The organism is Rhodococcus sp. 14-2470-1b (assembly GCF_002259415.1).
Classification (GTDB): domain Bacteria; phylum Actinomycetota; class Actinomycetes; order Mycobacteriales; family Mycobacteriaceae; genus Rhodococcoides.
This window is the reverse complement of sequence record NZ_NPFY01000034.1, coordinates 1-21277: the sequence shown is the minus strand read 5'-3', so window position 1 is coordinate 21277 and position 21277 is coordinate 1. Positions and strand designations below refer to the sequence as shown.

The following is a 21277-nucleotide window of genomic DNA, read 5'->3' as shown; positions in this document are numbered from 1 at the left end:
GTGACCGGACAGCACTGTTCGTTCACTTGGCGCGCGACAAGTAACCTCTTGTCGTGGGCGAACATCGAACCTCCGGCGGATCCCGTGGAGTGAGCAAGGGACCGGTCATCGCAGCGGGCACCATCCTTGTGATGGTGCTCGCTGTGTTCGGTTGGTTCCAACTTCGCGACCGCATTGCCGATCAAGGCACGGAAGCGGCCGATACCTGTGTCGAAGGTCCGGCGGTGGTGCCGATCGTCGTCGACCCGGACATCTCGTCGCAGGTGACAGAGTTGGCTGCGGCGTTCACCGACAGTTCTCCGGTGGTACGCGATCACTGCGTGTCGCTCGAGGTGTCCACTCACGATTCCGCTCTGGTGGGACCTGCCCTGGCTGCGGGCGAAAGCGCGTGGGACGCTGCCGTCTTGGGTCCGCAGCCGGCGTTGTGGATCCCGCGATCGTCGGATTTCGTTGCCGATCTACCCGCCGGCGCAGTCAACGGCACGCCTCGTTCGGTCGCGTCGTCACCGGTGGTCCTGGCTGCCCCCATCGCCGTCGCCGATGCACTCGAGGCCGCCGACATCGGGTGGGCCGACATTCCTCGCCTGCAGGCGGCACCCGACGGACTCGACGCTATCGGTCTACCCGGGTGGCGCGGGCTTCGCCTTCTGCTTCCGCTCGGGCCGGAATCCGATGCGTCGACGGCGGCGCTGCGAGCGGTAGCGGCAACCACGTACGACTCCTCCGTGTACGACGAATCGGGCTCTGCCAGTGCGGACGTCGCCCGAAGCGGGCCCACTGTCTCCGCGATGTCCGCGCTCGCGACGACTGATCTCGGAACGCCCTCCACGACGAACGATTCGACCGATTCGGCACTTGCCCGGCTGAGCGCCGACACTTCACCGACAGCCGTCGCGCACACCGTTCCGGTGTCTGCCAGACAACTCGCCGCGTCGTCCCAGAGTGGTGTCACGGGATTCACTCCGCGAGGTGACGGGCCCGTGTTCGACCACCCGGCCGTCGTGCTGTCCGGAGCGTGGACGGACGACACGGCGAGCCGCGCCGCAGCACAGTTCGTCGATTTCATGTCCGGGCCGGACAACACATCGCTCTTCTCCGACTCAGGGTTCGACGCTGCCGCTCGGTCGCCGGCGTCGCTGCCGCCGCAGAACTCCGAGTTCGGTCGAACACTCGTCGACGCAGTTCTCGACCCTGCTACACCTCGGCGGGTGACGACACTTCTCGACGCATCCGGGTCGATGGACACTTCGGAGGGTCCAGGGACTCGGTTGCAGAACACAGTTGCAGCATTGGATCGCCAGTTCGACTCGGTCGTGGACGCCACCGAACTGGGGTTGTGGATCTACAGCAAGGATCTGGACGGCACACGCGCGTTCCGAACTCTCGTCCCCACCGGCCCGGTCGCGGACGTCATGGGCAACGAGACTCGTCGAGAACGTTTGGTGGCCGAGGCCGCCGGGGTTCGACCCGCGACTGCGACGTCGACGTACGAGTCGGTCCTCGCGGCCTATCTCGACGCTCTGTCCACCTACGCCCCCGGCAAGCCGAACAGCGTCGTCCTGGTCACCGACGGTCCGAACGACGATCCGACCATCTCGGCGAGTCGATTCCTCGAGATGGTGTCGGACCTGATCGATCCGGAGCGTCCGGTGGCAGTCGATGTCGTCGCGCTAGGAACCAATCCGGACAGTTCGACGTTGCAATCAGTGTCCGATGCCACGGGCGGCTCCTTCAACACCGTTGCGTCGTCGGACGGTGAAGAACTCCCCAACCTTCTTCGAAAGTTGCTGTACTGAAACATGATTCGCCTTCTTGCCTTCGGCACGTTCCTTGCCGTCATCGGTCTTGTGCTCCATTTTCGCTACGTGCGGGCCACGAAGCTTCGCCGTCCGTACTCCACTGCCGCGGACACTGTGCTGGTCTTCATGTGGCTCCTGGCCCTGATCGGCATCGGATCGGGTGAGGTCTTCGATCCGGCATGGGCGCGGGTTCCGGCGTTCGTCGGTCTCAGTTGGCTCGCCGTGGTGCTGTACCTGGTGCTGGGCACTGTGCTGGTCGGCGCCGTCACCCTCGTCGTGCGGATCGTGTCGGCGGCACGCCGTCGTGAGTCGCACTCACTTCGGCTGCGCATTCACAGAATCGGCTCCGCGATCGCGGCATCCGTCGCTGTGGTGGCCGTCGGGTACGGCCTCGTCGAAGCGGCACTGCCGAAGGTGACCGACACTCGCGTTGCACTCGATCGGTTGCCCTCCGAATTCGATGGAACGCGCGTGGCCTTGGTATCCGACCTGCACGTCGGACCGGCTCGTGGAGCCGGCTTCGTTCAACGCGTGGTGGACGACGTCAACGCGCAGTCGCCCGACGTCGTGATCCTGGACGGCGATCTGATCGACGGCACCGTCGAACTCGTTGGAACAGACCTCGCTCCGCTGCAGCAGCTCGAGGCTCCCCTCGGAGTGTTCGCCGTGAGCGGTAATCACGAGTTCTATGCGGACGACGGCGGGAAATGGTTGGACCTGTGGGAGACGCTCGGTGTGACCGTTCTCAGGAACGAACACGAGACGATCAGCAAGTCGGGTGCCTCCATCGACATCGCCGGTATCAACGACGCCACCGCACCGGCGCCGTACGAACCCGATCTCGGTGCTGCGCTCGACGGGAGGGATGCGTCTCGGTTCGTGTTGCTGTTGGCACACCAGCCGCTGCAGGCGTTCGAGGCGTCGGACATGGGAGTGGACTTCCAGGTCTCCGGTCACACGCATGCCGGACAGATCTGGCCACTACGGTATCTCGTGCCGTTGCAGCAACCGAGCGTCGAAGGCCTCGATCGTGTCGGTGACACCACGCTGTACACCACGCGTGGGGCCGGCGCTTGGGGTCCGCCCGTCAGGGTTGCAGCACCGCCCGAGATCGCGATGCTGCACCTGACGTCCAGCTAGCCTCGAGGAGACGCCGAGTCGCTCTGCGGGCTCCACTCGAGGTCCGCGACCGGCGGGCACGAGCACACCAGGTTCCGATCGCCGTGGGCACCGTCGATCCGGCGTACTGCAGGCCACACTTTCGCCCGCGCCGCGGAGATCGATCCTCTCTTCGCGTTGGCTTCCCACGGATAGGCGGCTTCTTCGCGTGTGTACGGGTGGGTCCATTCCCCGACCAGGCACCGAGCCGTGTGGGGAGCACCGCGCAACGGGTTGTCCGTCGACGGCCACTCCCCCGAACCGACTCGATCGATCTCGCCGCGAATCGCGATCATGGCATCGCAGAATGCGTCGATCTCGTCCAGATCCTCACTTTCCGTCGGCTCGACCATCAATGTTCCCGCCACCGGGAAGCTCATGGTCGGAGCATGGAATCCGTAGTCCGCCAGCCTTTTCGCAACATCGTCCACGGTCACGCCGGTCGCCTTCGTCAGTCCGCGTAGGTCGAGAATGCACTCGTGCGCAACCATCCCGTTCTCCCCCGTGTACAGCACGGGGAAGTACTCGTCGAGGCGTCGGGCGATGTAGTTGGCCGACGCGATCGCAGTGAGGGTTGCGCGTCGCAGACCCTCGGCGCCCATCATCCGTACGTACGCCCACGTGATCGACAGAATGGACGCGCTTCCGAACGGAGCAGCCGAGATGGTCGCTCCACTGCCCAGTTCCGGTCGGAGCGGGTGCCCCGGCAGGTACGGCGCAAGATGCGATCGCACGGCGACCGGACCGACTCCCGGTCCTCCTCCGCCGTGTGGGATGCAAAAGGTCTTGTGCAGGTTGAGGTGGCTGACGTCGCCACCGAAGCGCCCAGGACGTGCGAGTCCGACTAATGCGTTCAGGTTCGCGCCGTCGACGTACACCTGACCGCCCGCGTCGTGCACAGCAGCGCATATCTCGTCTATGTCGTGTTCGTACACGCCGTGAGTCGACGGGTAGGTGATCATGATCGCGGCGAGGGAATCCGCGTGCGTGCCGATCTTGGCCCGCAGGTCGTCCACATCCACGTCACCGTTGGCGCGGCACGTCACGACGACGACCTTCATACCTGCCATGACCGCCGATGCCGCGTTGGTGCCGTGCGCACTCGACGGGATGAGGCAGATGTCGCGGTGAGAATCACCGCGACCGAGGTGATAGTCGCGAATTGCATGAAGGCCTGCGTATTCGCCCTGACTTCCCGCATTCGGCTGCAGGCTCACCGCGTCGTATCCGGTGATGTCGACCAGCCATTTCTCGACGTCGGCGATGACGGCGCGGATTCCTTCGGTATCGCTGTCGGGCGCGAATGGATGCAGCCGGGCGAATCCGGGCCAGGTGATGGATTCCATCTCGGCGGTCGCGTTGAGCTTCATCGTGCACGACCCGAGTGGAATCATGCTGCGGTCGAGAGCGATGTCCTTGTCTGCCAACATCCGAAGGTAGCGAAGCATCGACGTCTCGGTGCGGTGCCGGGTGAACGCAGGATGAGTGAGGAACTCGGACGTTCGAATCAGTGAGTCGGGTAGCGACGAACGGGCGGACTTCGTGCTCGGCCCAGCGTCGAACGCGGCGAGCACCTGCTCGACGATGTCGGTGGTGGTCGCTTCGTCGCACGCGATCGAAACACGGTCGTCGTCGACCAAGCGCAGGTTGATACCGGAGCGTTGTGCTGCCTCGACGACGCCACGAGCTCGCCCCGGCACGAGTGCGGTGATCGTGTCGAAGAACGACGTGGATTCGACGGAGATGTTCGACGCTGCGAGCCCGTCGGCCAGCGCGACAGCGTGGGAGTTGACTCGGCGAGCGATGTCGCGGAGTCCCGAACTTCCGTGATAGGCGGCGTACATGGCGGCCACGATCGCGAGAAGGACCTGCGCGGTGCAGATGTTGCTGGTCGCCTTCTCACGACGAATGTGCTGCTCGCGGGTCTGCAACGCCAGTCGATAGGCGAGGTTGCCGTCTGCATCCACCGACACGCCGACCAGCCGTCCCGGAAGCTGACGCGCGTGGCCGTTCCGCACGGCGAGGTAACCGGCGTGCGGGCCACCGAATCCCATCGGAACACCGAATCGTTGGGTGGTGCCGAAGCATGCGTCCGCTCCCATCTCGCCCGGAGACGTGAGGAGGGTGAGCGCCAACAAATCGGCTCCGATGGCCACCAGAGCACCACGGGCGTGCGCGTCGTCGATCACGGCGGAGTGGTCGACGACGGCCCCCGATGCGCCTGGGAACTGAAGGAGAACGCCGAAGAACTCTCCATCGGGAAGTCCGCCGGTGACGTCGTGCCGTACTAGCTCGATTCCGAGGGGCTCCGCACGCGTCTGGAGGACTGCCCAGGTTTGCGGGAAGACGTCGTCGTCCACCACGAATCGCGGGGACGTCGAGCCACGGTTGGCCCGCCTGAGCAACGTCATGGCCTCGGCGGCCGCCGTGGCCTCGTCGAGCATCGACGCACCGGCTACGTCCAACCCGGTCAGGTCGGACACCATGGTCTGAAAGTTGAGGAGCGCCTCGAGTCGGCCTTGGCTGATCTCCGGTTGATACGGGGTGTACGCCGTGTACCACGCGGGGTTCTCGAGGATATTCCGAGTCAGGACAGGCGGTGTCAGGGTGTCGTAGTAGCCGAGCCCGATCATCGATGTCGCGACCACGTTCTTTGCAGCGAGGGCCGCGAGTTCGGCCAGCGCTTCATGTTCTCCGAGTGGAAGCGGGAGTCCTGCGAGACCGTCGGCAATGCCGTCGACGGTCCCATCGAGGATCGAGGCAGGCACCGCGCGCTGTGCGAGTTCGTCGAGCGATCCAGCGGCGACGACATCGAGTATGTGGGACAGCGCTGCGCTGTCCGGTCCGATATGTCGGTCGGAAAACGACGGGCGAGGACTCTGTTCGGTCATGGGACGCTCCGGTGGATGCATGCTGACGGGTGGAATGACCACGCGAACTGCGCGGTCGATCCTCCCCCTCTGTCGCATGCTCACCCGGGCGAGCGCCTGAGAGATTCGCACTCCGCGCACGCGACGCTCGGAGGTACTTTCCCCTTGGGCGGGTGGGTGATCCCACCACTTTCCAGAGACGTCCAAGCTCACACGGTCCGTGTGCCTGAGAGATTGACGGGGAGGTATTGCTCCTTCGGCGTCCGGAGCTGGCTGCCCCGGAACTCTCCCGCGCGAGCGCGACGCTCTCGATCCTAGCCGGTCTTTCGATTTGCGCGACTCTTGCGGCGTGACGCCAACTCGTCTTCGGGACTGGGCTCGGATTCTCCGCCGTCGGCGCGTTCTGCGGGGAAGTCGGCTATCAGGCCGGTCAATTCACGCATCGCGCCGTTGACTGCGATACCGAATACTCCCTGACCGCCTTGAAGAAGGTCGACGACTTCTTCGGCGGACGTGCATTCGTAGACGGTGGTGCCGTCCGAGAACAGGGTGATGTTGGCCAGATCGCCCACACCGCGTTGACGCAGGTGGTCGACGGCGACTCGGATGTTCTGAAGGGAGATTCCGGTGTCGAGGAGGCGCTTGACGATTTTCAGGACCAACATGTCCTTGAAGGAGTACAGCCGTTGGCTGCCAGATCCGGCAGCACTTCGGATCGAGGGTACGACCAGTCCGGTACGTGCCCAGTAATCGAGTTGCCGGTAGGTGATGCCCGCGATCTGGCATGCGCTCGGCACTCGGTATCCGACCAGCTCGTCCGGTACCGAATCGTCCGGGAACAGCCCTGGCTGGAATTCGCGGGCGGGCGGGCCGGACGGTTCAGGTCGAGTCGATTCGGAAGGGGTGGCGGTCACGGACTCGTCTGGCGTGGTGTCGTGCTCCGGCGCTGCCGTTTCCGACACAGCGGACTCCGACACCTGACGATCCTGCGGCTGATCTCGCACGAGGCGATCCTGCGGCTGATCTCCCACTGACTGCTCCCTCTTCGGATGTCTCGACACTGCGTACGTCCCGGTTGGCCCAGGTCGACCGGGACGAATCCCGGCGGTGTTCTCGCGTGAAGTTCCACTCCGCGTTCGAGAGCCAGACTACGCCCAGGTAGGGACGCGCGACACACGATCGAGGACTGCTTACCTCACGACGGGAACGCTATGGGTCCACCGAGGCAAGGTCAACGCAACGCGCCGTAAACCTGAACCTAAAGTTGAGGTTGAGACTCTTCCGTTACCAACGCGGGGTGTCAGCCGTCCGTCGCTTTGAAATCATCGGGCGAGACGGACTCGAGAAACTCCTTGAACTTCTCCACCTCGTCCTCACGCTCGTCCGGCATGAGCAGACCGGCTTCTGCCAGAACGGGTTCTTCGGCGATGATCGGCACGCCGACTCGGAGGGCGATCGCGACCGAATCCGACGGACGTGCCGACACGCGGATGTCCTTGTCGAACACCAGATCCGCGTAGAAGGTGCCCTCTTGCAGGTCGACGATTCTCACTTCCTTCAGGCGGTGTCCCAGGGCACCGATCAGCTCCTTGATCAGGTCGTGCGTCAAGGGACGAGCAGGCTGCACACCCTGCTGTTCCAGCGCGATCGCCGCAGCCTCTGTCTGCCCGATCCAGATGGGCAGGTAACGCTCACCGTCGGACTCGCGGAGCAGAAGCACAGGTTGGTTCTGCGGCTGTTCCACGCGAATACCGACTACACGCATTTCACTCATGGCGATTGCCTCCCACATGCGCTTGAAGATTCGGCCCCGGCTGTGGCTCGACCCGACTACAGCCGATTCTATTGGAATCGATGACCATGCGGCGCCACCCACGGTTCTGCGTCAGGTCATTTGTCCAGCGCGCCGCGCACCGCTGCTTTGACCAGACAGGTATGCAGGGTCAACGACAACGCAGCCAATTCGCGAATCATTTCTTCCGCGCGGTCGCGTGCACCGGCATCTCGGCCCTTTGCGACGGGACCCGCGATCTGAGCAACCAGACCCGCCTCGCGGTCGGCTGCCAACTTGAACGCCCGCAGATGCCGCACTTCCAGGCCGAAGCGCGACATCGCATGTGCTGTTCGAGCCAGAATCACGGAGCCCTCGTCGTAGAACCCGGCTTGGCCGGGAACCACGAGCCCTGCGCGCAGTAACTCCGTCAGAAAGGTGTCGTCGATTCCCGCACGTTCGAGCAGGTCCACCTTGGACACACGCACTTCCCGGTCGACGAGGAACTCCTCGGGAGACACCTCACCCGGAGCGATCGACAGAGCGCGCGGCTTTCGCGGTGCGGGCTCAGCGCTCTCGACGCGTGCCACCCCACTGTCGATCGCCTCCAACTGCTCCTTGATCACCTTGAGCGGCAGATACTGATCTCGTTGAGCAGTGAGGACATACCGAAGACGCTCGCAATCCGCAACGGAGAATCTCCGGTATCCCGACGGCGTGCGCTCCGGGGAGATCAGGCCCTCTGCCTCGAGGAACCTGATCTTGGAGATCGTGACGTCGGGAAAGTCGGGCCGAAGTCGATCCAGGACGGAGCCTATCGACATCCCCCCGGGAGACTGCTGCCCGACGGCGGTCACTGGCTGCCTGCACCCGCCGACGAATCGCCTGCAGGTGCATCGGCACCCGCGCGTGGGCCGGTGAGGAACACGAGACGGAACTTGCCGATCTGGACCTCGTCACCGTTGGCAAGGACTGCCGAATCGACAGGCTCGCGGTTGACGTAGGTGCCGTTCAGACTGCCGACGTCGACGACCTGGAAGGAGTCCTCTTCCTGGCGAAACTCGGCGTGGCGACGAGACACGGTGACATCGTCGAGGAAGATGTCGCTGTCGGGATGGCGTCCCGCCGAGGTCGTCGGCTGATCGAGCAGGAACCTCGACCCGGCATTGGGTCCGCGCTTGACGACGAGAAGAGCCGAACCGACCGGCAAGCCTTCCACGCCCGACACCGGAGCCTCGGAGCTCTGGCTGGTCGCCGAGTTGTCCAGCTCCTGGAGGAAGTCTGCACGAAAAACCGAAGTGGTTTCCGCCGGCGACTCTCCGTAGATGCCGTCGTTGTCGTTCTCGCTCACCGTTTCTCCTTCTCAGTCCGATCGCCCGGGTCGATTGCACCCGAGTTACGCAGTAACCAAATTGCACGTTCTGTACTTCTTGCGGACCTACGTCGCCTCAGCCGATTGGCAACCCACGGTTGCCCCGGAAGGGACTACAGGCCACCACGGCGCAGCCGACTCGCCACGGCAACCACGCGTGCAGCTACACAAACCGTACCTTGCCCGCCCGCGCGGACGCATACGGTTGCTCACGCTGCGTTCGCGTGTGGTTACTCAGCCGTAATTCCAGCATATCCGGCGGCATCGAGCATCTGAGACAGCGACGCGTCCAATGCCTCCGATGTCTCTGTCTCGAGCTCCACGAGCCACCCGTCCGAGTACGGCCCCGAGTTGACCTTCTCCGGGGACGTATCCAGATCTGCGTTGACTGCAATGACTTTCGCGGTGAGGGGCGAGAAGACGTCGGAGACACTCTTGGTCGACTCGACCTCGCCGAGCGACGATCCGGCCGTCACGTCGTCCCCGATCGACGGCAGCTGAACGAACACCACGTCACCGAGCTGTTCCTGTGCGTAATCGGTGATTCCGATTCGTACGGCGGTGGGGCTGATCCGCTGAACCCATTCGTGTTCCGGGGTGTAGAGCAAGTCGCCCGAGGGCTCGGTGTCGGTCACTGTTCGGCTGTCCTTTCGAGGAGGGCAGGTGCTGGCGCACCGACGTCCACACTAGTTTCCCGGCTGGTTTCCGGGCTGAGAGTATTGAGGTGACCGCAGATCCCGCAAGGCGGAGACACTCACCTGCGGAGACTGAGCTATGTCGCACCGTCCGCCGAAGCGAGACACCGTGTCCACGACACCGCCGGGGATGTCGAGCGCTGCGGCCAGTGTCGCCGGGTCACCGATTGCGGAGAACACGAAGGGCGCGGTCGTGGGTCGACCGTCGACGATCACACCACCCGGTTTGCCCGCGATCCACGAATCGACGCCGATGCGGATGGGCGGCTGTCCACCGCCGGAGAGCTGCACAGCTTCCGCTCCCGCCGCCCGCAGTTCCTGCAGCGCGTCGAGCAGAACTTCGGATCCGACCCCCGTGTCCGGATCTGTCACGGTGACGGTGACACCCGGACCGGTGGCCGCAACGGTGCCGACCTGAATGGACAACGACGCAAGCCGGTCCTGCGCCTCGGCGAGGGCAGCGCCCGATCCGCCGTCGGACTGCTGCAGCGCAGACAGTGTGGTCTGTAACTCGGCGATTTCGCTGCGCAGCGCGGCCTCTCGCCTACCGACGTTGTCGAGGACGACCAGGAGATCCGCCGGTCGGGCAGCATCGAGTGCATCACCGCTGTCCGTCTCCCTGACCTGCACCACGATCCCTATTCCCAGAACCGCCATCAACAGGACGGCGAGGGCGCCGAACGCGCGGGACGAGCCCTTCCGTCGGAATCTGTGCCGTCCGTCGGAAGCCTGTGCGGACCGGGTGTTCATTCGCTCGCTCACGCGCCGAACAGTCGTCGACGGAGAGCTGCGGCGTTGCCGAAGATTCTGATGCCCAGTACGACGACGATGGCAGTCGACAGTTGCGTACCTACGCCCAGTTGGTCACCGAGCCAGACGATCAGCCCCGCGACGAGGACGTTGAACACGAAGGACACGACGAAGACCTTGGCGTCGAAGATTCCGTCGAGAAACGCACGTACGCCGCCGAACACCGCATCGAGTGCGGCAACGACAGCGATCGGAAGGTACGGTGCGACGCCGACGGGGACCTCCGGGCCGGACACCGACCCGATGACGATTCCCACGATCATCGCTACCGCCGCCAACACCAGCAGTCCGGACCCTCGGCTCGGAGAACGCCGCCGATCACGGTCTTCGACGGTGGTCGAATCGCCTGTGTCCTTTTTGTCCGCGCGATGATTCGCGGCCTGCTCGTGGTCGCTCAACGTCCTGCTTCCTGTCCGGATGTGCCGACTGCACGCACGACTGCGGGGGGCACGCTCAGAGAGTCCGAGGAGCGTATCTCGAAACCGATTCGATAGAGCTGGGCGAGACCGGCAATACGTAGGTATGCATCACTGACCGAGAACTGTGCCTCCAGGCGCGTCGGCGACCCGATCGCAGTGACCGTGTAAGGCGAGAACACCGGCCGGTTGTCCACGAGCATGGCACCACCTGCTTGGCGGATCGTGACTCCCGGACCGATCCGAACGTCGTCGACGGCGATTGCTTCGGCTCCGCTGACCCACAGCGAATTCACCACTGTCTGGAGATCTCGGTCCAGCACGGCTGAATCCGATGAACCTCGAACGGGAACGGACACGTCGGACAGGTCCGACGGTGCGGGCGGTTCGGCGACCGTCACCACTATTCCGGGTCCCGTCGCACTGTCGGCGCCTGCGGCTACTTCGAGCGCGCGCAGATCGGTGAGGACTGCTGCGCCGCGATCGTCGTTCCTGAGTGCGTCGTCGCGTGCGCGGTCCACCTGCGCGCTGAGGTCCTGTCGGATGGAATCGAGGTCCGCTGCGCGCGATTCGGCGTCCCGGACACGGTGGAGGGTGTCCTGCCGAGACTCGCCACCGGAGGTGTCGAGAACTTGGGACAGCGCGATGCCGAACACGCAACCGACCAGTACGGCACCGAGCACCAGCATCGCGATGTCTTTGCCGCCGCGGGTCGATTCGCGCCGGGACGCCGCCGCTGCGGCGTAACCGGGGTCGAGGTGCTCGGACATCAGCGAGCGGAGCAGTGACGGAACTGGGTTTCGAGAAACCGGTTCACGCACTGCGTGTTTCCTCACGTGTGGGTGGCGCCGTGTGCCTAGCGACCAATGCGGCTTTGTACACGTACAGGCCGCCAGTCCACACGTACAGCGCGGTCCCCCAGACGAGCAGTGCCGCGCCGACAGGCCACAACAGATCCGCGACTGCGGAATCACCCGTGGAAGCGAGCAGCACCGGGAGAGTGATCATGATGACGAAGGTGGCGGCTTTGCCCAGGTAGATCACCTCGGGTGGCGGCAGACCACGTCGGCGATAGATGAACATGGTGCCGGCGAGAACAAGATCCCGGCCGACGAGAATCACCGCGACCCACCATGGAATGATCCCGCGGACGACGAAGGCGGCCAGGGCCGTAACGACCGAGAGACGGTCGACGAGAGGATCGAGCAACGCGCCGAGCCGTGACGACTGGTCCAGAACACGGGCAAGTTTGCCGTCGAGCCAGTCGGTGGCACCGCTGGTCAACAACACGACGAGAGCCCATCCGTCGGATTGCGAACCTAAGAGCAGGTAGAGAAACAGCGGGATCAGCAGTAGCCGAATCACGCTCAAGGCGTTGGGGAGCGTGAGCACGCGGTCGCTCAGAACTCCGTCCTCGTTGACGCCGCTCACCGATCACCTCCGTTCCCGCTGTCGACCACCTGTGCAGGCGAACGTGCAATCACGACGCCGAGAGCGCAACCACCGGTATGACGCGCGTGGTCTTCTTCTCGTAATCGGCGAATCCCGAGTACAGCTCCGCCTGCTTCCGGTACAGGGCGTCGCGTTCGTCGCCTCGGATTTCCTGGGCCACGACATCGAACGTGTCGTCTCCCACCTCGATCCGTGCGGCCGGGTTGGCGAGAATGTTGTGGTACCACGCCGGGTTGGTGTCCGCCCCTGCCTTGGAGGCGAAGATGACGTACCGATCACCGTCGGGAAGGTACATGAGAGGGCTGAGCCTGTCCGCACCGGATTTCGCGCCGACGGTATGTAGCAACAGCAGCGGCGCGCCCTCGAAGGGGCCACCGACCTTACCGTGATTGGCACGGAACTCCGCAACGACCTGATCGTTGAAATCCGGCATCGGTTCTCCTGACGTCGCTGCTGTCGTCCACGGTGATCCGCCGCCACCGCGTCCGCTGTCCAGTGTGACTACCCTACCGCCGGAGTCGATGCCGGAAACTCCGTTCGCACAGTCCTACCGCGGGGCGGACGGTCGACGTCACCGTGCAGCGGCGCGTCCGGCCGCGCGGCCCGAGAAGATGCAGCCGCCGAGGAATGTGCCTTCCAGCGAACGGTATCCGTGGACACCGCCGCCGCCGAAGCCGGCGACCTCGCCGGCCGCGAACAATCCGTCGAACGGCGTTCCGTCGGTGCGCAACACCCGTGAATCGAGATCGGTTTCGAGTCCGCCGAGGGTTTTCCTCGTGAGCAAGTGCAGCTTGACCGCGATCAACGGGCCCGACGCCGGATCCAGGAGTCGATGCGGACTTGCTATGCGGACGACCTTGTCGCCTTTGTACTTGCGTGCAGCATGAATGACCGACACCGACAGGTCCTTGCTGAAACCGTTGACCATCTCTCTGTCTCGGGCGATCAATGTGGCCTCGATGGCGTCCGCGTCCAGATCGACCGATCCGATCTTGTTCATGCCCGCGACCAGCTCACGCACGGAGTCCGCGACCACGAAGTCCACTCCGCGACGCTTGAACGCTTCCACGGGACCGGGCGCACCGGGCCGAACGCGCTCGAGCAGCTTGCGCACGCTCCGGCCCGTCAGGTCGGGATTCTGTTCCTGGCCCGAGAGCCCGAACTCCTTCTCGATGATCTTCTGATCGAGCACGAACCACGAGTAGTCGTATCCGGTACGGACGATGTGTTCGAGGGTGCCGAGCGTGTCGAACCCGGGAAATAGCGGCGCGGGGAGCTGCTTGCCGGTCGCGTCGAGCCACAACGACGACGGCCCGGGCAGGATCCTGATTCCGTGGTTCGGCCACACCGAGTCGTAGTTGGTGATTCCTTCCGTGTAGTGCCACATCCGGTCGGAGTTGATGAGGCTGGCTCCCGCACGACGGCTGATCTCGAGCATCCGACCGTCCACGTGCGCGGGAACGCCCGTCAACATGTGCTGCGGTGGGTTGCCGAGGCGCGCCGGCCAGTTCTTCTTGACCAGATCCCAGTTCGCGCCTATCCCACCGGAGGTCACGACGATTGCACCGGCAGTGAACTCGAACTCGCCGACCGCGAGCCGCGACGACGGAACGCCTCGAGCGACGTCCGACGGCTCCAACACCGACCCTCGGACTCCTGTCGCCACACCGTCGCTCACGAGAATCTCGTCGACGCGGTGACGGAACGCGAAGTCGACCAACCCGCGGTCGGCGCCGTCGCGCACCGTGGCGGCGAACATGTCGACGAGAGCGGGACCGGTCCCCCAGGTGATGTGGAATCTCGGCACGGAGTTGCCGTGACCGTCCGGCCCGTAACCACCTCGTTCGGCCCACCCGACGAGAGGGAATATCTTCAACCCTCGCTGTCGCAGCCAGCTACGCTTCTCGCCCGCGGCGAACTCCACGTACGCCTGCGCCCACCGTCGCGGCCACAGATCCTCTTCTCTGTCGAAACCCGCAGTACCCATCCAGTCCTGGAGAGCGAGGTCATAGGAGTCCTTGATTCCCAGTCTCCGCTGCTCGGGGCTGTCGACGAAGAAGAGGCCGCCGAAAGACCAGAATGCCTGCCCACCCAGGTTGGCTTCGTTTTCCTGATCGACCAGGATCACCCGTTTTCCCTTGTCGACCAATTCGGCTGCGGCGACAAGGCCCGCCAGTCCACCCCCGACTACTATCGCATCGGCGGTGCGTGTCGATTTGGCGGTTCCGTTCACCACTGTTGCCCCCGAGTCCTGGATGCTCACCTGTGTCGGCGATCACTTCGATGTCGGCCTCGACTCTAACCCGGCCGTCGGATCGCGCGACCACACGATGTCGTAGCCGTCGTCTAGTGTCTACGGAACTCGACTGGAAGGTGCTCGTGTGGCAATCGAATCCAACTCGTCCTCGGAATCCGGTTCTGGTTCACCCTTCAACCGAAACGTCTTCGGCTCAGGCACTTTCCCGTCCTCGCAGCTGCGAACGGTCGTACCGCCGTTCCTGCTGGAGCGGATCGCGGAGAGCGCGTCGTCCGGCCGCGGCCAGGGAGTGGTGGCAGACCATGCGTCGTCGAGCGCGGCACGCACCCTCGCCATCGACCGTCAGCTCGCGCGTGGACGTTCTCCCCTGCGGTCCCCCGTTCGCGCCTCCTCGGCCGCAGCTGCCGAGGGTCCGGTTCGGTCGATCCACGATGCGCAGAACCGTGACGCGCTACCCGGCCGCCTCGTCAGGTCCGAGGGTGAGCCCGCCTCCGGGGACGTCTCGGTCGACGAGGCCTACGACGGCCTCGGCACCACGTTCGCCTTCTTTCGGGAGGTGTACGGCTACGAAAGTCTCGATGGAAAGGGCCTCCCCCTCTCCGCCACCGTGCATTTCGACCGCGACTACGACAACGCGTTCTGGGATGGCGAGCGAATGGTGTTCGGAGACGGGGACGGCGAAGTGTTCGGCCGGTTCACTGCCTCGCTCAGCGTCATCGCCCATGAACTGACGCACGGTTTCACTCAGTACACTTCCGCGCTCGAGTACTTCGGCCAAGCGGGCGCGCTCAACGAGTCTCTGTCGGACGTGTTCGGCGTTCTCGTGGAACAGTATTCGTCGAAGCAGGACGCGAAGACTGCATCGTGGCTCGTGGGAGAGGGTCTGTTTCTCCCTGCGGTCGAGGGACGGGCGCTTCGGTCGATGATCGACCCTGGCACGGCCTACGACGACGACATCCTCGGGCGAGACCCTCAACCGAAGGACATGGACGGGTACGTCGAGACCACGGCAGACAACGGAGGTGTCCACATCAACTCGTCCATCCCCAACCGCGCATTCGCGTCTGCAGCCAGGGCGCTCGGCGGACCGGCGTGGGACAGGGCGGGGCAGGTGTGGTTCGACGTCGCCACCGATTCGTCGTTGCCGTCGACCGTCGATTTCGAAGGGTTCGCAGCAGCCACGGTGTCTGCGGCAGTCACGCGTTACGGCGCCGAGTCCGATGTTCACCGGGCCGTTGCCGCAGGTTGGGCTACCGTGGGAGTGGTCGTGGACGCGCAGGAACCGGCGGAGTCGTCCACGCGTCGAGTCTGAGACGTGAGGACGGTGGCATGTTCATCGAAGTCGTTCGTGTAGGTGGCGTGGCCGGCCTCACTCGCCGAGCACAGATCGACACCGATGTGCTGGACGACGACGCATCGGTGCGCGAGTGGCAGGAACTCGTCGAACAGGCACGGCCGATGCTCACGTCCACCGAAGACCGATCCGGGAGCGCGTCGAGGCGTCGGGACGCGTTCGAATGGACTGTGTCGGTGGACGACACGACGTGCCGTCTGGGTGATTCGTCGATCACCGGGGCGCTCCGCACCCTCGCGCAACGCACGCTGCGCGAGGGTCGGACACCCTGATTGTCTCAGTTCGGGCAGCCGGTGAGGTTCAGGTGGCCGGGCGCGCTACCCGGCCCGTCGACCCCGGGGGATCCATCCGGTAGGTGATCAGCCTGGAGCTGTTGGCCACGACGGCGACGGACGATGCGTTGTGCAGTATCGCGGCCAGGACCGGTGACAATCCGCCGGCAGCACTGACGAGCAATCCGACCGCGTTCACCGCGATGGACATGCCGTAGTTCTGCTGGATCACGTCGACTGCGTGTCCGCCGAGGTCACGAACGTCCAGGAGGCGATTCAGATCATCGCTGGCCAGTGCAACATCGGCAGTTTCCACGGCGACGTCGGTTCCGGCGAGACCCATCGCGATGCCGATGTCGGCGGCCGCCAGTGCAGGCGCATCGTTGGTCCCGTCTCCCACCATTGCCACGATGTGACCTTGCTGCTGAAGATCGTGAACGACCGTCAGTTTGTCCTCCGGCATGACCTCTGCTCGCCACTCGGTGATACCGAGTTCCGCAGCGACTGCAGCTGCGGTGTCCTGGTGGTCGCCGGTCAGCATGATGATGCGTTCGACGCCGTCTGCGCGCAGCCGAGTCAGCACGTTCAGCGCTTCGGGGCGGACTTCGTCGCGCAGACTGATAAGCCCGACGAGGGTTCCGTCGACCGCGAGCAGAAGCGGCGTTTCGGCTTGGCGCTGCAGTTTCTTCACCCACGATGCGGCGTCTTCGGACACCTCGACGTTCTCGCTCCTGAGCAGGGACGGACTTCCGAGAAGCAAGGTCCGTCCGTCGGCCCATGTCCTCATTCCCAGTCCGACGAGCACCTCGCATTCTTCGTGTGGAGGAATTTCGATGTGACGCTCTTCGGTGGAGCGAATGACGGCTTCGGCCAGAGGATGTCGTGAGTGGATCTCGGAGCTCGCGGCGTACGCCAGGACCTGTTCCGGGAGCCAATCGTCGGCGAAGGCAACTACATTGGTCACAACCGGTCGGCCGACTGTGAGCGTGCCGGTCTTGTCGAACACGACAGCGTCGACGCGGCCGGCAAGTTCGAGGTGCGACCCGCCCTTGATGAGGATGCCGCGGCGGGCACCGTTTCCGATGGCCGCACTGATAGCGGTGGGTGTGGACAGACCGACTGCACAGGGACACGCAACGAGCAGCATTGTCATGGCGCGCCGCACATCCCGTGTGACGATCAGCGTGAGAGCCGAGAGCAGGAAGGACGTCGGCACGAAGCGCCGCGAGAAGTTCTCGCCGACGGTCTGAATCGGTGCTCGATCTTCCTGAGCTTCTTCCACCCGCGAGATGATGCGGCCGATTGCGGTGTCCTTGCCGACGGCAGTGGCGCGTACGACGAGGCGTCCGCGTACGACGACCGATCCGGCGTGAATGCGTGCGCCCGGAACGACGGACACGGGCAGCGTTTCTCCGGTGATGGCCGATTGATCGACGATGGATTCACCGTCGACGACGATGCCGTCGACCGGGGATGCCACGTGGTCGTACACGACGACCTCGTCGCCGACGGTCAAGGACTCGGTGTCGACGGAGATCTCACTGCCGTCGGCCAACCGTATCCATGCGGTGTCCTGAGTCCCGCCGAGGAGGTCGGCAATGGCGCGTCTGGTCCGCCGAAGGGTCAACTCCTGCAGATACTCACCGATGTTGAGCAACCAGAGGACGGTCAGTGCGACGACGTTCTCGCGCAGAACCAAGCTGGCTACGGTCGCGGCCGACACCAGAGCGTCGGTGCCTGCGCCCTTGTTCCCCGTGATCGACCGGAGGGCACCCTTCAGGAACGGGTATCCGGTGAAGACGGTGGCTCCCGTGGCCACGAGCCGACTGGTGGGACCCAGAATCGGTGGACGTCCGAGTCCGTAGCGACGGATGCCCAGCAGAACCAGCGCGGCGCCGCCGACGGCCATGCGGAGAACTTCGGCGCTGGCGATGTCGGCGGACCGTGGTGTGCGGTCCGGCACGGCGGACCGAGCCGTCGACTTGCCCTCCTGGACCGCGGCGATCACGGCATAGCGGTCGACCCGAGTACGAGACACCCACACCACGACGGAGCCGGTACGCGGATATGCATGCGCTGCACGGACACCGACCACTTTGTCGAGGGCGTTCTCGATTGCCACTGCCCGGCCCGGGCTCGAACGGAGCCAGGGAACGTCCAATCTGATTCGTCCTGCCGCGTCGGACAGCACACGAATGTCAGCCGACGACGTTGCTGCCGATGTGCTGTTGCCCGCCCGGTTCGGGGCGAAGTCGATGACGTCGGATTCGGTCGCCACGGTCAGTGGCTGTGTCCGTGACCGGTCTCGCCGACAGCGGGCGGCGGAACTTCTTCCCCGAGTCGTTCCTTGGCCTCGGCGACGACGTCCGATACCTGCAGACGTGCCGACTCGGCACCCTCCTCGGCCTTGCGCACACCGCGAAGGCCCCACTCGGTTGCGGTCACAGCCGCTCCCCTGATGGGTGCTTTCGCGATCAAGGTTCTTGCGCCGTTGTACGCCGCGACGCCGACTGCTCCCGTGACGACGGTGGTCAGTGCCTTCGACAGAAGTATCTGGAATGCCATTCGTTCACTATATGACCGGCGTAGGCGTGCTGTCCCACCCGTGTGCTGGCGTTTCTCGTGTGCGAACGTGCGCATCGACGCATGCGGGGATACCCTGCGGACTGGATCGTGCACAAGCGGCGCTTCGCGGTGTTGTGATCTGTCGGCCGACATTCTCGGTCGGGGACGCGCACCGGACGGGTGGGGATATTCTTCGGATGTGCCCAGCGTTCCCAGTGTCCTGTGCGTTCACGCTCATCCCGACGACGAGGGACTGTTCACCGGCGGGATTCTGGCGCGAAGCGCTGCGGCGGGTGCACGCACAGCCGTGGTGACGTGTACGTGGCGTGACGGCGAGGAACGTGTCGAGGAACTGCGCCGTTCTCTCGAGATTCTGGGTGCTGGTGAACCTCGCTTGCTCGGCTACACCGACAACGCCCTGTCAGGCGGTGTTCTCTTCTGCGCTGCGCCGTTCGACGAGGCGGTCGGCAAACTGGTTGCGCACATACGATCGTTTCGGCCCGACATCGTGGTCACCTACGACGGATTCGGGTCTTACGGGCATCCGGATCATGTTCACGCGCACAGGGTGACACTGGCTGCGTTCGAGGCGTCCGGTTACGAGCAGCTGTTTCCCGAGGCCGGCGAGCCGTGGCGTCCGGCCCATCTGTGCTTCGCGACTTTTCCTCGAACCGCCATCGAGTCGAAGTGGCAGACCCTGTTCGGGACGGCGGCCCCGGCCCCCGGGCCAGGAGTCCCCGGCATTGCCGACAGTGACGTCGACCTGGCGATCGACGTCAGCGCCTGGTTCGACACCAAGTGGTCGGCGTTCAGCCAACACCGTTCCGAGATCGAACGCGGTGGTGGTGCGTCGCAGTTCGCGAACATGGACGTTGCGACTCGTCTGGAAGCGCTCGGTACCGAGTGGTTCGTTCATCGAGCGCCCGTCGGGGTCGACCCCACGAGGGATCCGTTCCTGCCTAGTTAGGATTCCGTCGTAGCAGCACACCGCGTCGACAGTCGAATCACTCTGCAGCGCATCGGGTATCGAGTCGACCGCGTTCTTGGACCGGGTGCGGTCGGGACATCGGCGCGTACGGTGGACGATGTATCTGATCAGGACTCGACGTGGGGGCGTCGGTCGAGAAACGAACCGGAGATTCTTCCCGTGGACTGGGACGACGAGCGCCGGAAGGCGCGGTTGATCGAGACTCGATGGGGACGCGAGTGGCGAGTACTGGGGAGAACGCGTCGGTGCCTGCTTCGCGTGTCGCTCGCGTCGATTCCATTGCTCCTCCTGTTCGGTGTGTACTGGCGTGTCGATGTCGCGCCGGAGCAACGGCGCCTCGCCGACACCCGCCCGAGCATCGACGAGATCTACGGGCCACGTGATCCTGCGGACGCCACGACGGCTGTCGTGGACCTGGTCGGCTTGGGTAATCTCGATGCGGCGCCCACGGCGGCGACTCTGCCTGCGTTGGCGGACCTCGGCCGGGTCTGGTCCGTTCGGTACGACAATCGTGGCCTCGACACGCGGGTGATCAGCGACCTCATCGACAGACGCGCAACTGCTGTGGGAGTGAGCAACATCGTTCTCGTCGGACACAGCATGGGTGGAGTCGTCGCACTCGAGGCTGCGCAGCATCTGTACGAGGACTCCGACAAGACCGTGGGGGGTGTCGTGCTCGATTGCACACCGGTCGACTTGCACGCTGTTCGAGAGGCCAGTCGAGACGCGGGCGAGGACTTGCTGCGGTGGATCGGATGGTTACCGGGGGCGCGTGAGAGCCGATCGCTACGGACGATCGTCGAGATGGCTGCGCGACAGGACAGGTTCGTGGACAGGCAGTCGTCGTGGCTCCCGCATATCGAGTGGGGGGAGGCTGCTTCGGCGTTCGACGAAGTGATGCGCGACAAGGTGTTGAATCCGTCGGCGGCCAGCAACGGTTTCATCGAATCGCAGTTCAAGACAATTGTCGCCTCGGGTGCGCTGGACAACCTCGACGCGTTGTCGGACGAAGTCGACGGCAAGACCGCTCCGGCGATCGTGTTCTTGCGTCCGCGGGACGGGGCTGCGGACAACGTGGTCGACGTCGACTATTCCCAGCGCATTCTGTTCGAGCGATCGGGTGGGCCTGACGGGAACCTCCGCGTGGTCCGCATGCCGGGTACCGGTCACGCCAATCCGCGTCAGGCCGCCGACACGTACAACTCGGCGATCACGACGCGGGTCGTGCCGATGGTCGACGCCAGCAGTTCGCGCGCGTGGAAGTCCTCGGCCGGACCCGACCCCACCGAGCGGGGTGAGGTATCACCGCGGTGAGTTTCCGGCTGCACTCATCCGGACTTCGGCGCCTCGGAGTGCGGGCGCTGTCGCTGATGTGACCCAGGAGGGAACGTCCTCGGGGGCGGTTCCCGTTGCCCCGCCGTAGATCACGGCGAGAGTGTCACGTTCGAAATCCGAGCCCGCGTAGGACACCGGCGTCTGTTCGACGATGCCCGGCAGC

Annotated in this window: 20 protein-coding genes, 1 pseudogene and 1 riboswitch; of the genes and pseudogenes, 6 read left to right on the top strand and 15 right to left on the bottom strand. The window is 64.7% G+C overall.

All coding sequences use genetic code 11. The features are described 5' to 3' along the window. The first annotated feature begins 53 nt into the window (after positions 1 to 53). Positions 54 to 1796 (top strand): substrate-binding domain-containing protein, encoded by a 1743-nt coding sequence (locus tag CH293_RS22930; protein ID WP_255122959.1) that lies wholly within the window; start codon positions 54 to 56, stop codon positions 1794 to 1796. 3 nt (positions 1797 to 1799) lie between these two features. Beyond that, complete coding sequence (locus tag CH293_RS22925) at positions 1800 to 2939, top strand: metallophosphoesterase (RefSeq protein WP_037112723.1); 1140 nt, start codon at positions 1800 to 1802, stop codon at positions 2937 to 2939. Here CH293_RS22925 and gcvP read toward each other — a convergent pair. From gcvP to CH293_RS22865, 12 genes are all read right to left on the bottom strand, one after another. Further along, positions 2936 to 5848 carry an aminomethyl-transferring glycine dehydrogenase gene (gene gcvP, locus CH293_RS22920; protein WP_094721610.1) on the bottom strand — a complete coding sequence of 971 codons (2913 nt, stop codon included), beginning with the start codon at positions 5846 to 5848 and terminating at the stop codon, positions 2936 to 2938. The two genes, CH293_RS22925 and gcvP, sit on opposite strands and share 4 nt — an antisense overlap. Before the next feature lie 183 nt (positions 5849 to 6031). Beyond that, positions 6032 to 6129, bottom strand: a riboswitch (glycine riboswitch). Positions 6130 to 6141: 12 nt separating this feature from the next. Continuing rightward, complete coding sequence (locus CH293_RS22915) at positions 6142 to 6858, bottom strand: MerR family transcriptional regulator (protein WP_037112722.1); 717 nt, start codon at positions 6856 to 6858, stop codon at positions 6142 to 6144. Positions 6859 to 7127: 269 nt separating this feature from the next. Continuing rightward, entirely contained in the window at positions 7128 to 7601 is a 474-nt protein-coding gene (locus CH293_RS22910) for a bifunctional nuclease family protein (protein ID WP_026348282.1), read from the bottom strand. A 116-nt stretch (positions 7602 to 7717) separates the two neighbouring features. Next, entirely contained in the window at positions 7718 to 8455 is a 738-nt protein-coding gene (locus CH293_RS22905) for a MerR family transcriptional regulator (protein WP_094721585.1), read from the bottom strand. Continuing rightward, positions 8452 to 8949 carry a glycogen accumulation regulator GarA gene (gene garA / locus CH293_RS22900; protein WP_019667960.1) on the bottom strand — a complete coding sequence of 166 codons (498 nt, stop codon included), beginning with the start codon at positions 8947 to 8949 and terminating at the stop codon, positions 8452 to 8454. Before garA ends, CH293_RS22905 begins: the two co-directional genes overlap by 4 nt. 251 nt (positions 8950 to 9200) lie before the next feature. Next, the gene (gene gcvH / locus CH293_RS22895) at positions 9201 to 9605 is read right to left on the bottom strand and encodes a glycine cleavage system protein GcvH (RefSeq protein ID WP_037112720.1); all 405 of its coding nucleotides are present in this window, start codon (positions 9603 to 9605) and stop codon (positions 9201 to 9203) included. A gap of 51 nt (positions 9606 to 9656) precedes the next feature. Continuing rightward, the gene (locus CH293_RS22890; protein ID WP_037112719.1) at positions 9657 to 10427 is read right to left on the bottom strand and encodes a DUF881 domain-containing protein; all 771 of its coding nucleotides are present in this window, start codon (positions 10425 to 10427) and stop codon (positions 9657 to 9659) included. Further along, a complete protein-coding gene (locus CH293_RS22885) occupies positions 10424 to 10738 on the bottom strand; it encodes a small basic family protein (protein WP_094653437.1) in 315 nt (104 codons plus the stop codon). Before CH293_RS22885 ends, CH293_RS22890 begins: the two co-directional genes overlap by 4 nt. A gap of 131 nt (positions 10739 to 10869) precedes the next feature. After that, the gene (locus CH293_RS22880; RefSeq protein ID WP_094721584.1) at positions 10870 to 11661 is read right to left on the bottom strand and encodes a DUF881 domain-containing protein; all 792 of its coding nucleotides are present in this window, start codon (positions 11659 to 11661) and stop codon (positions 10870 to 10872) included. Positions 11662 to 11704: 43 nt separating this feature from the next. Further along, the gene (locus CH293_RS22875; protein ID WP_094721583.1) at positions 11705 to 12322 is read right to left on the bottom strand and encodes a CDP-alcohol phosphatidyltransferase family protein; all 618 of its coding nucleotides are present in this window, start codon (positions 12320 to 12322) and stop codon (positions 11705 to 11707) included. Positions 12323 to 12371: 49 nt separating this feature from the next. After that, complete coding sequence (locus tag CH293_RS22870; protein WP_094721582.1) at positions 12372 to 12776, bottom strand: nitroreductase family deazaflavin-dependent oxidoreductase; 405 nt, start codon at positions 12774 to 12776, stop codon at positions 12372 to 12374. 138 nt (positions 12777 to 12914) lie between these two features. Further along, the gene (locus CH293_RS22865; protein WP_217900783.1) at positions 12915 to 14576 is read right to left on the bottom strand and encodes an FAD-binding dehydrogenase; all 1662 of its coding nucleotides are present in this window, start codon (positions 14574 to 14576) and stop codon (positions 12915 to 12917) included. A 148-nt stretch (positions 14577 to 14724) separates the two neighbouring features. On the opposite strand from CH293_RS22865, the gene CH293_RS22860 reads away from it, so the two are divergent. Then, positions 14725 to 15912 carry a M4 family metallopeptidase gene (locus CH293_RS22860; protein WP_037112714.1) on the top strand — a complete coding sequence of 396 codons (1188 nt, stop codon included), beginning with the start codon at positions 14725 to 14727 and terminating at the stop codon, positions 15910 to 15912. A 17-nt stretch (positions 15913 to 15929) separates the two neighbouring features. After that, the gene (locus tag CH293_RS22855) at positions 15930 to 16226 is read left to right on the top strand and encodes a protealysin inhibitor emfourin (protein WP_019667969.1); all 297 of its coding nucleotides are present in this window, start codon (positions 15930 to 15932) and stop codon (positions 16224 to 16226) included. A gap of 28 nt (positions 16227 to 16254) precedes the next feature. On the opposite strand, the gene CH293_RS22850 is transcribed toward CH293_RS22855, so the two are convergent. Beyond that, positions 16255 to 18504 carry a cation-translocating P-type ATPase gene (locus CH293_RS22850; RefSeq protein ID WP_094721580.1) on the bottom strand — a complete coding sequence of 750 codons (2250 nt, stop codon included), beginning with the start codon at positions 18502 to 18504 and terminating at the stop codon, positions 16255 to 16257. Between the two features lie 2 nt (positions 18505 to 18506). After that, entirely contained in the window at positions 18507 to 18791 is a 285-nt protein-coding gene (locus CH293_RS22845; RefSeq protein WP_019667971.1) for a DUF1490 family protein, read from the bottom strand. Positions 18792 to 18990: 199 nt separating this feature from the next. Between CH293_RS22845 and CH293_RS22840 the strand changes: the two genes are divergently transcribed. After that, a complete protein-coding gene (locus CH293_RS22840) occupies positions 18991 to 19758 on the top strand; it encodes a PIG-L family deacetylase (RefSeq protein WP_094721579.1) in 768 nt (255 codons plus the stop codon). Positions 19759 to 19938: 180 nt separating this feature from the next. Further along, positions 19939 to 21093 (top strand): alpha/beta fold hydrolase, encoded by a 1155-nt coding sequence (locus CH293_RS22835; protein WP_094721578.1) that lies wholly within the window; start codon positions 19939 to 19941, stop codon positions 21091 to 21093. On the opposite strand, the pseudogene CH293_RS28285 reads toward CH293_RS22835, so the two are convergent. Beyond that, positions 21082 to 21277 (bottom strand): annotated as a pseudogene (locus CH293_RS28285) (hypothetical protein); the annotation flags it as partial. The gene CH293_RS22835 and the pseudogene CH293_RS28285 overlap by 12 nt on opposite strands.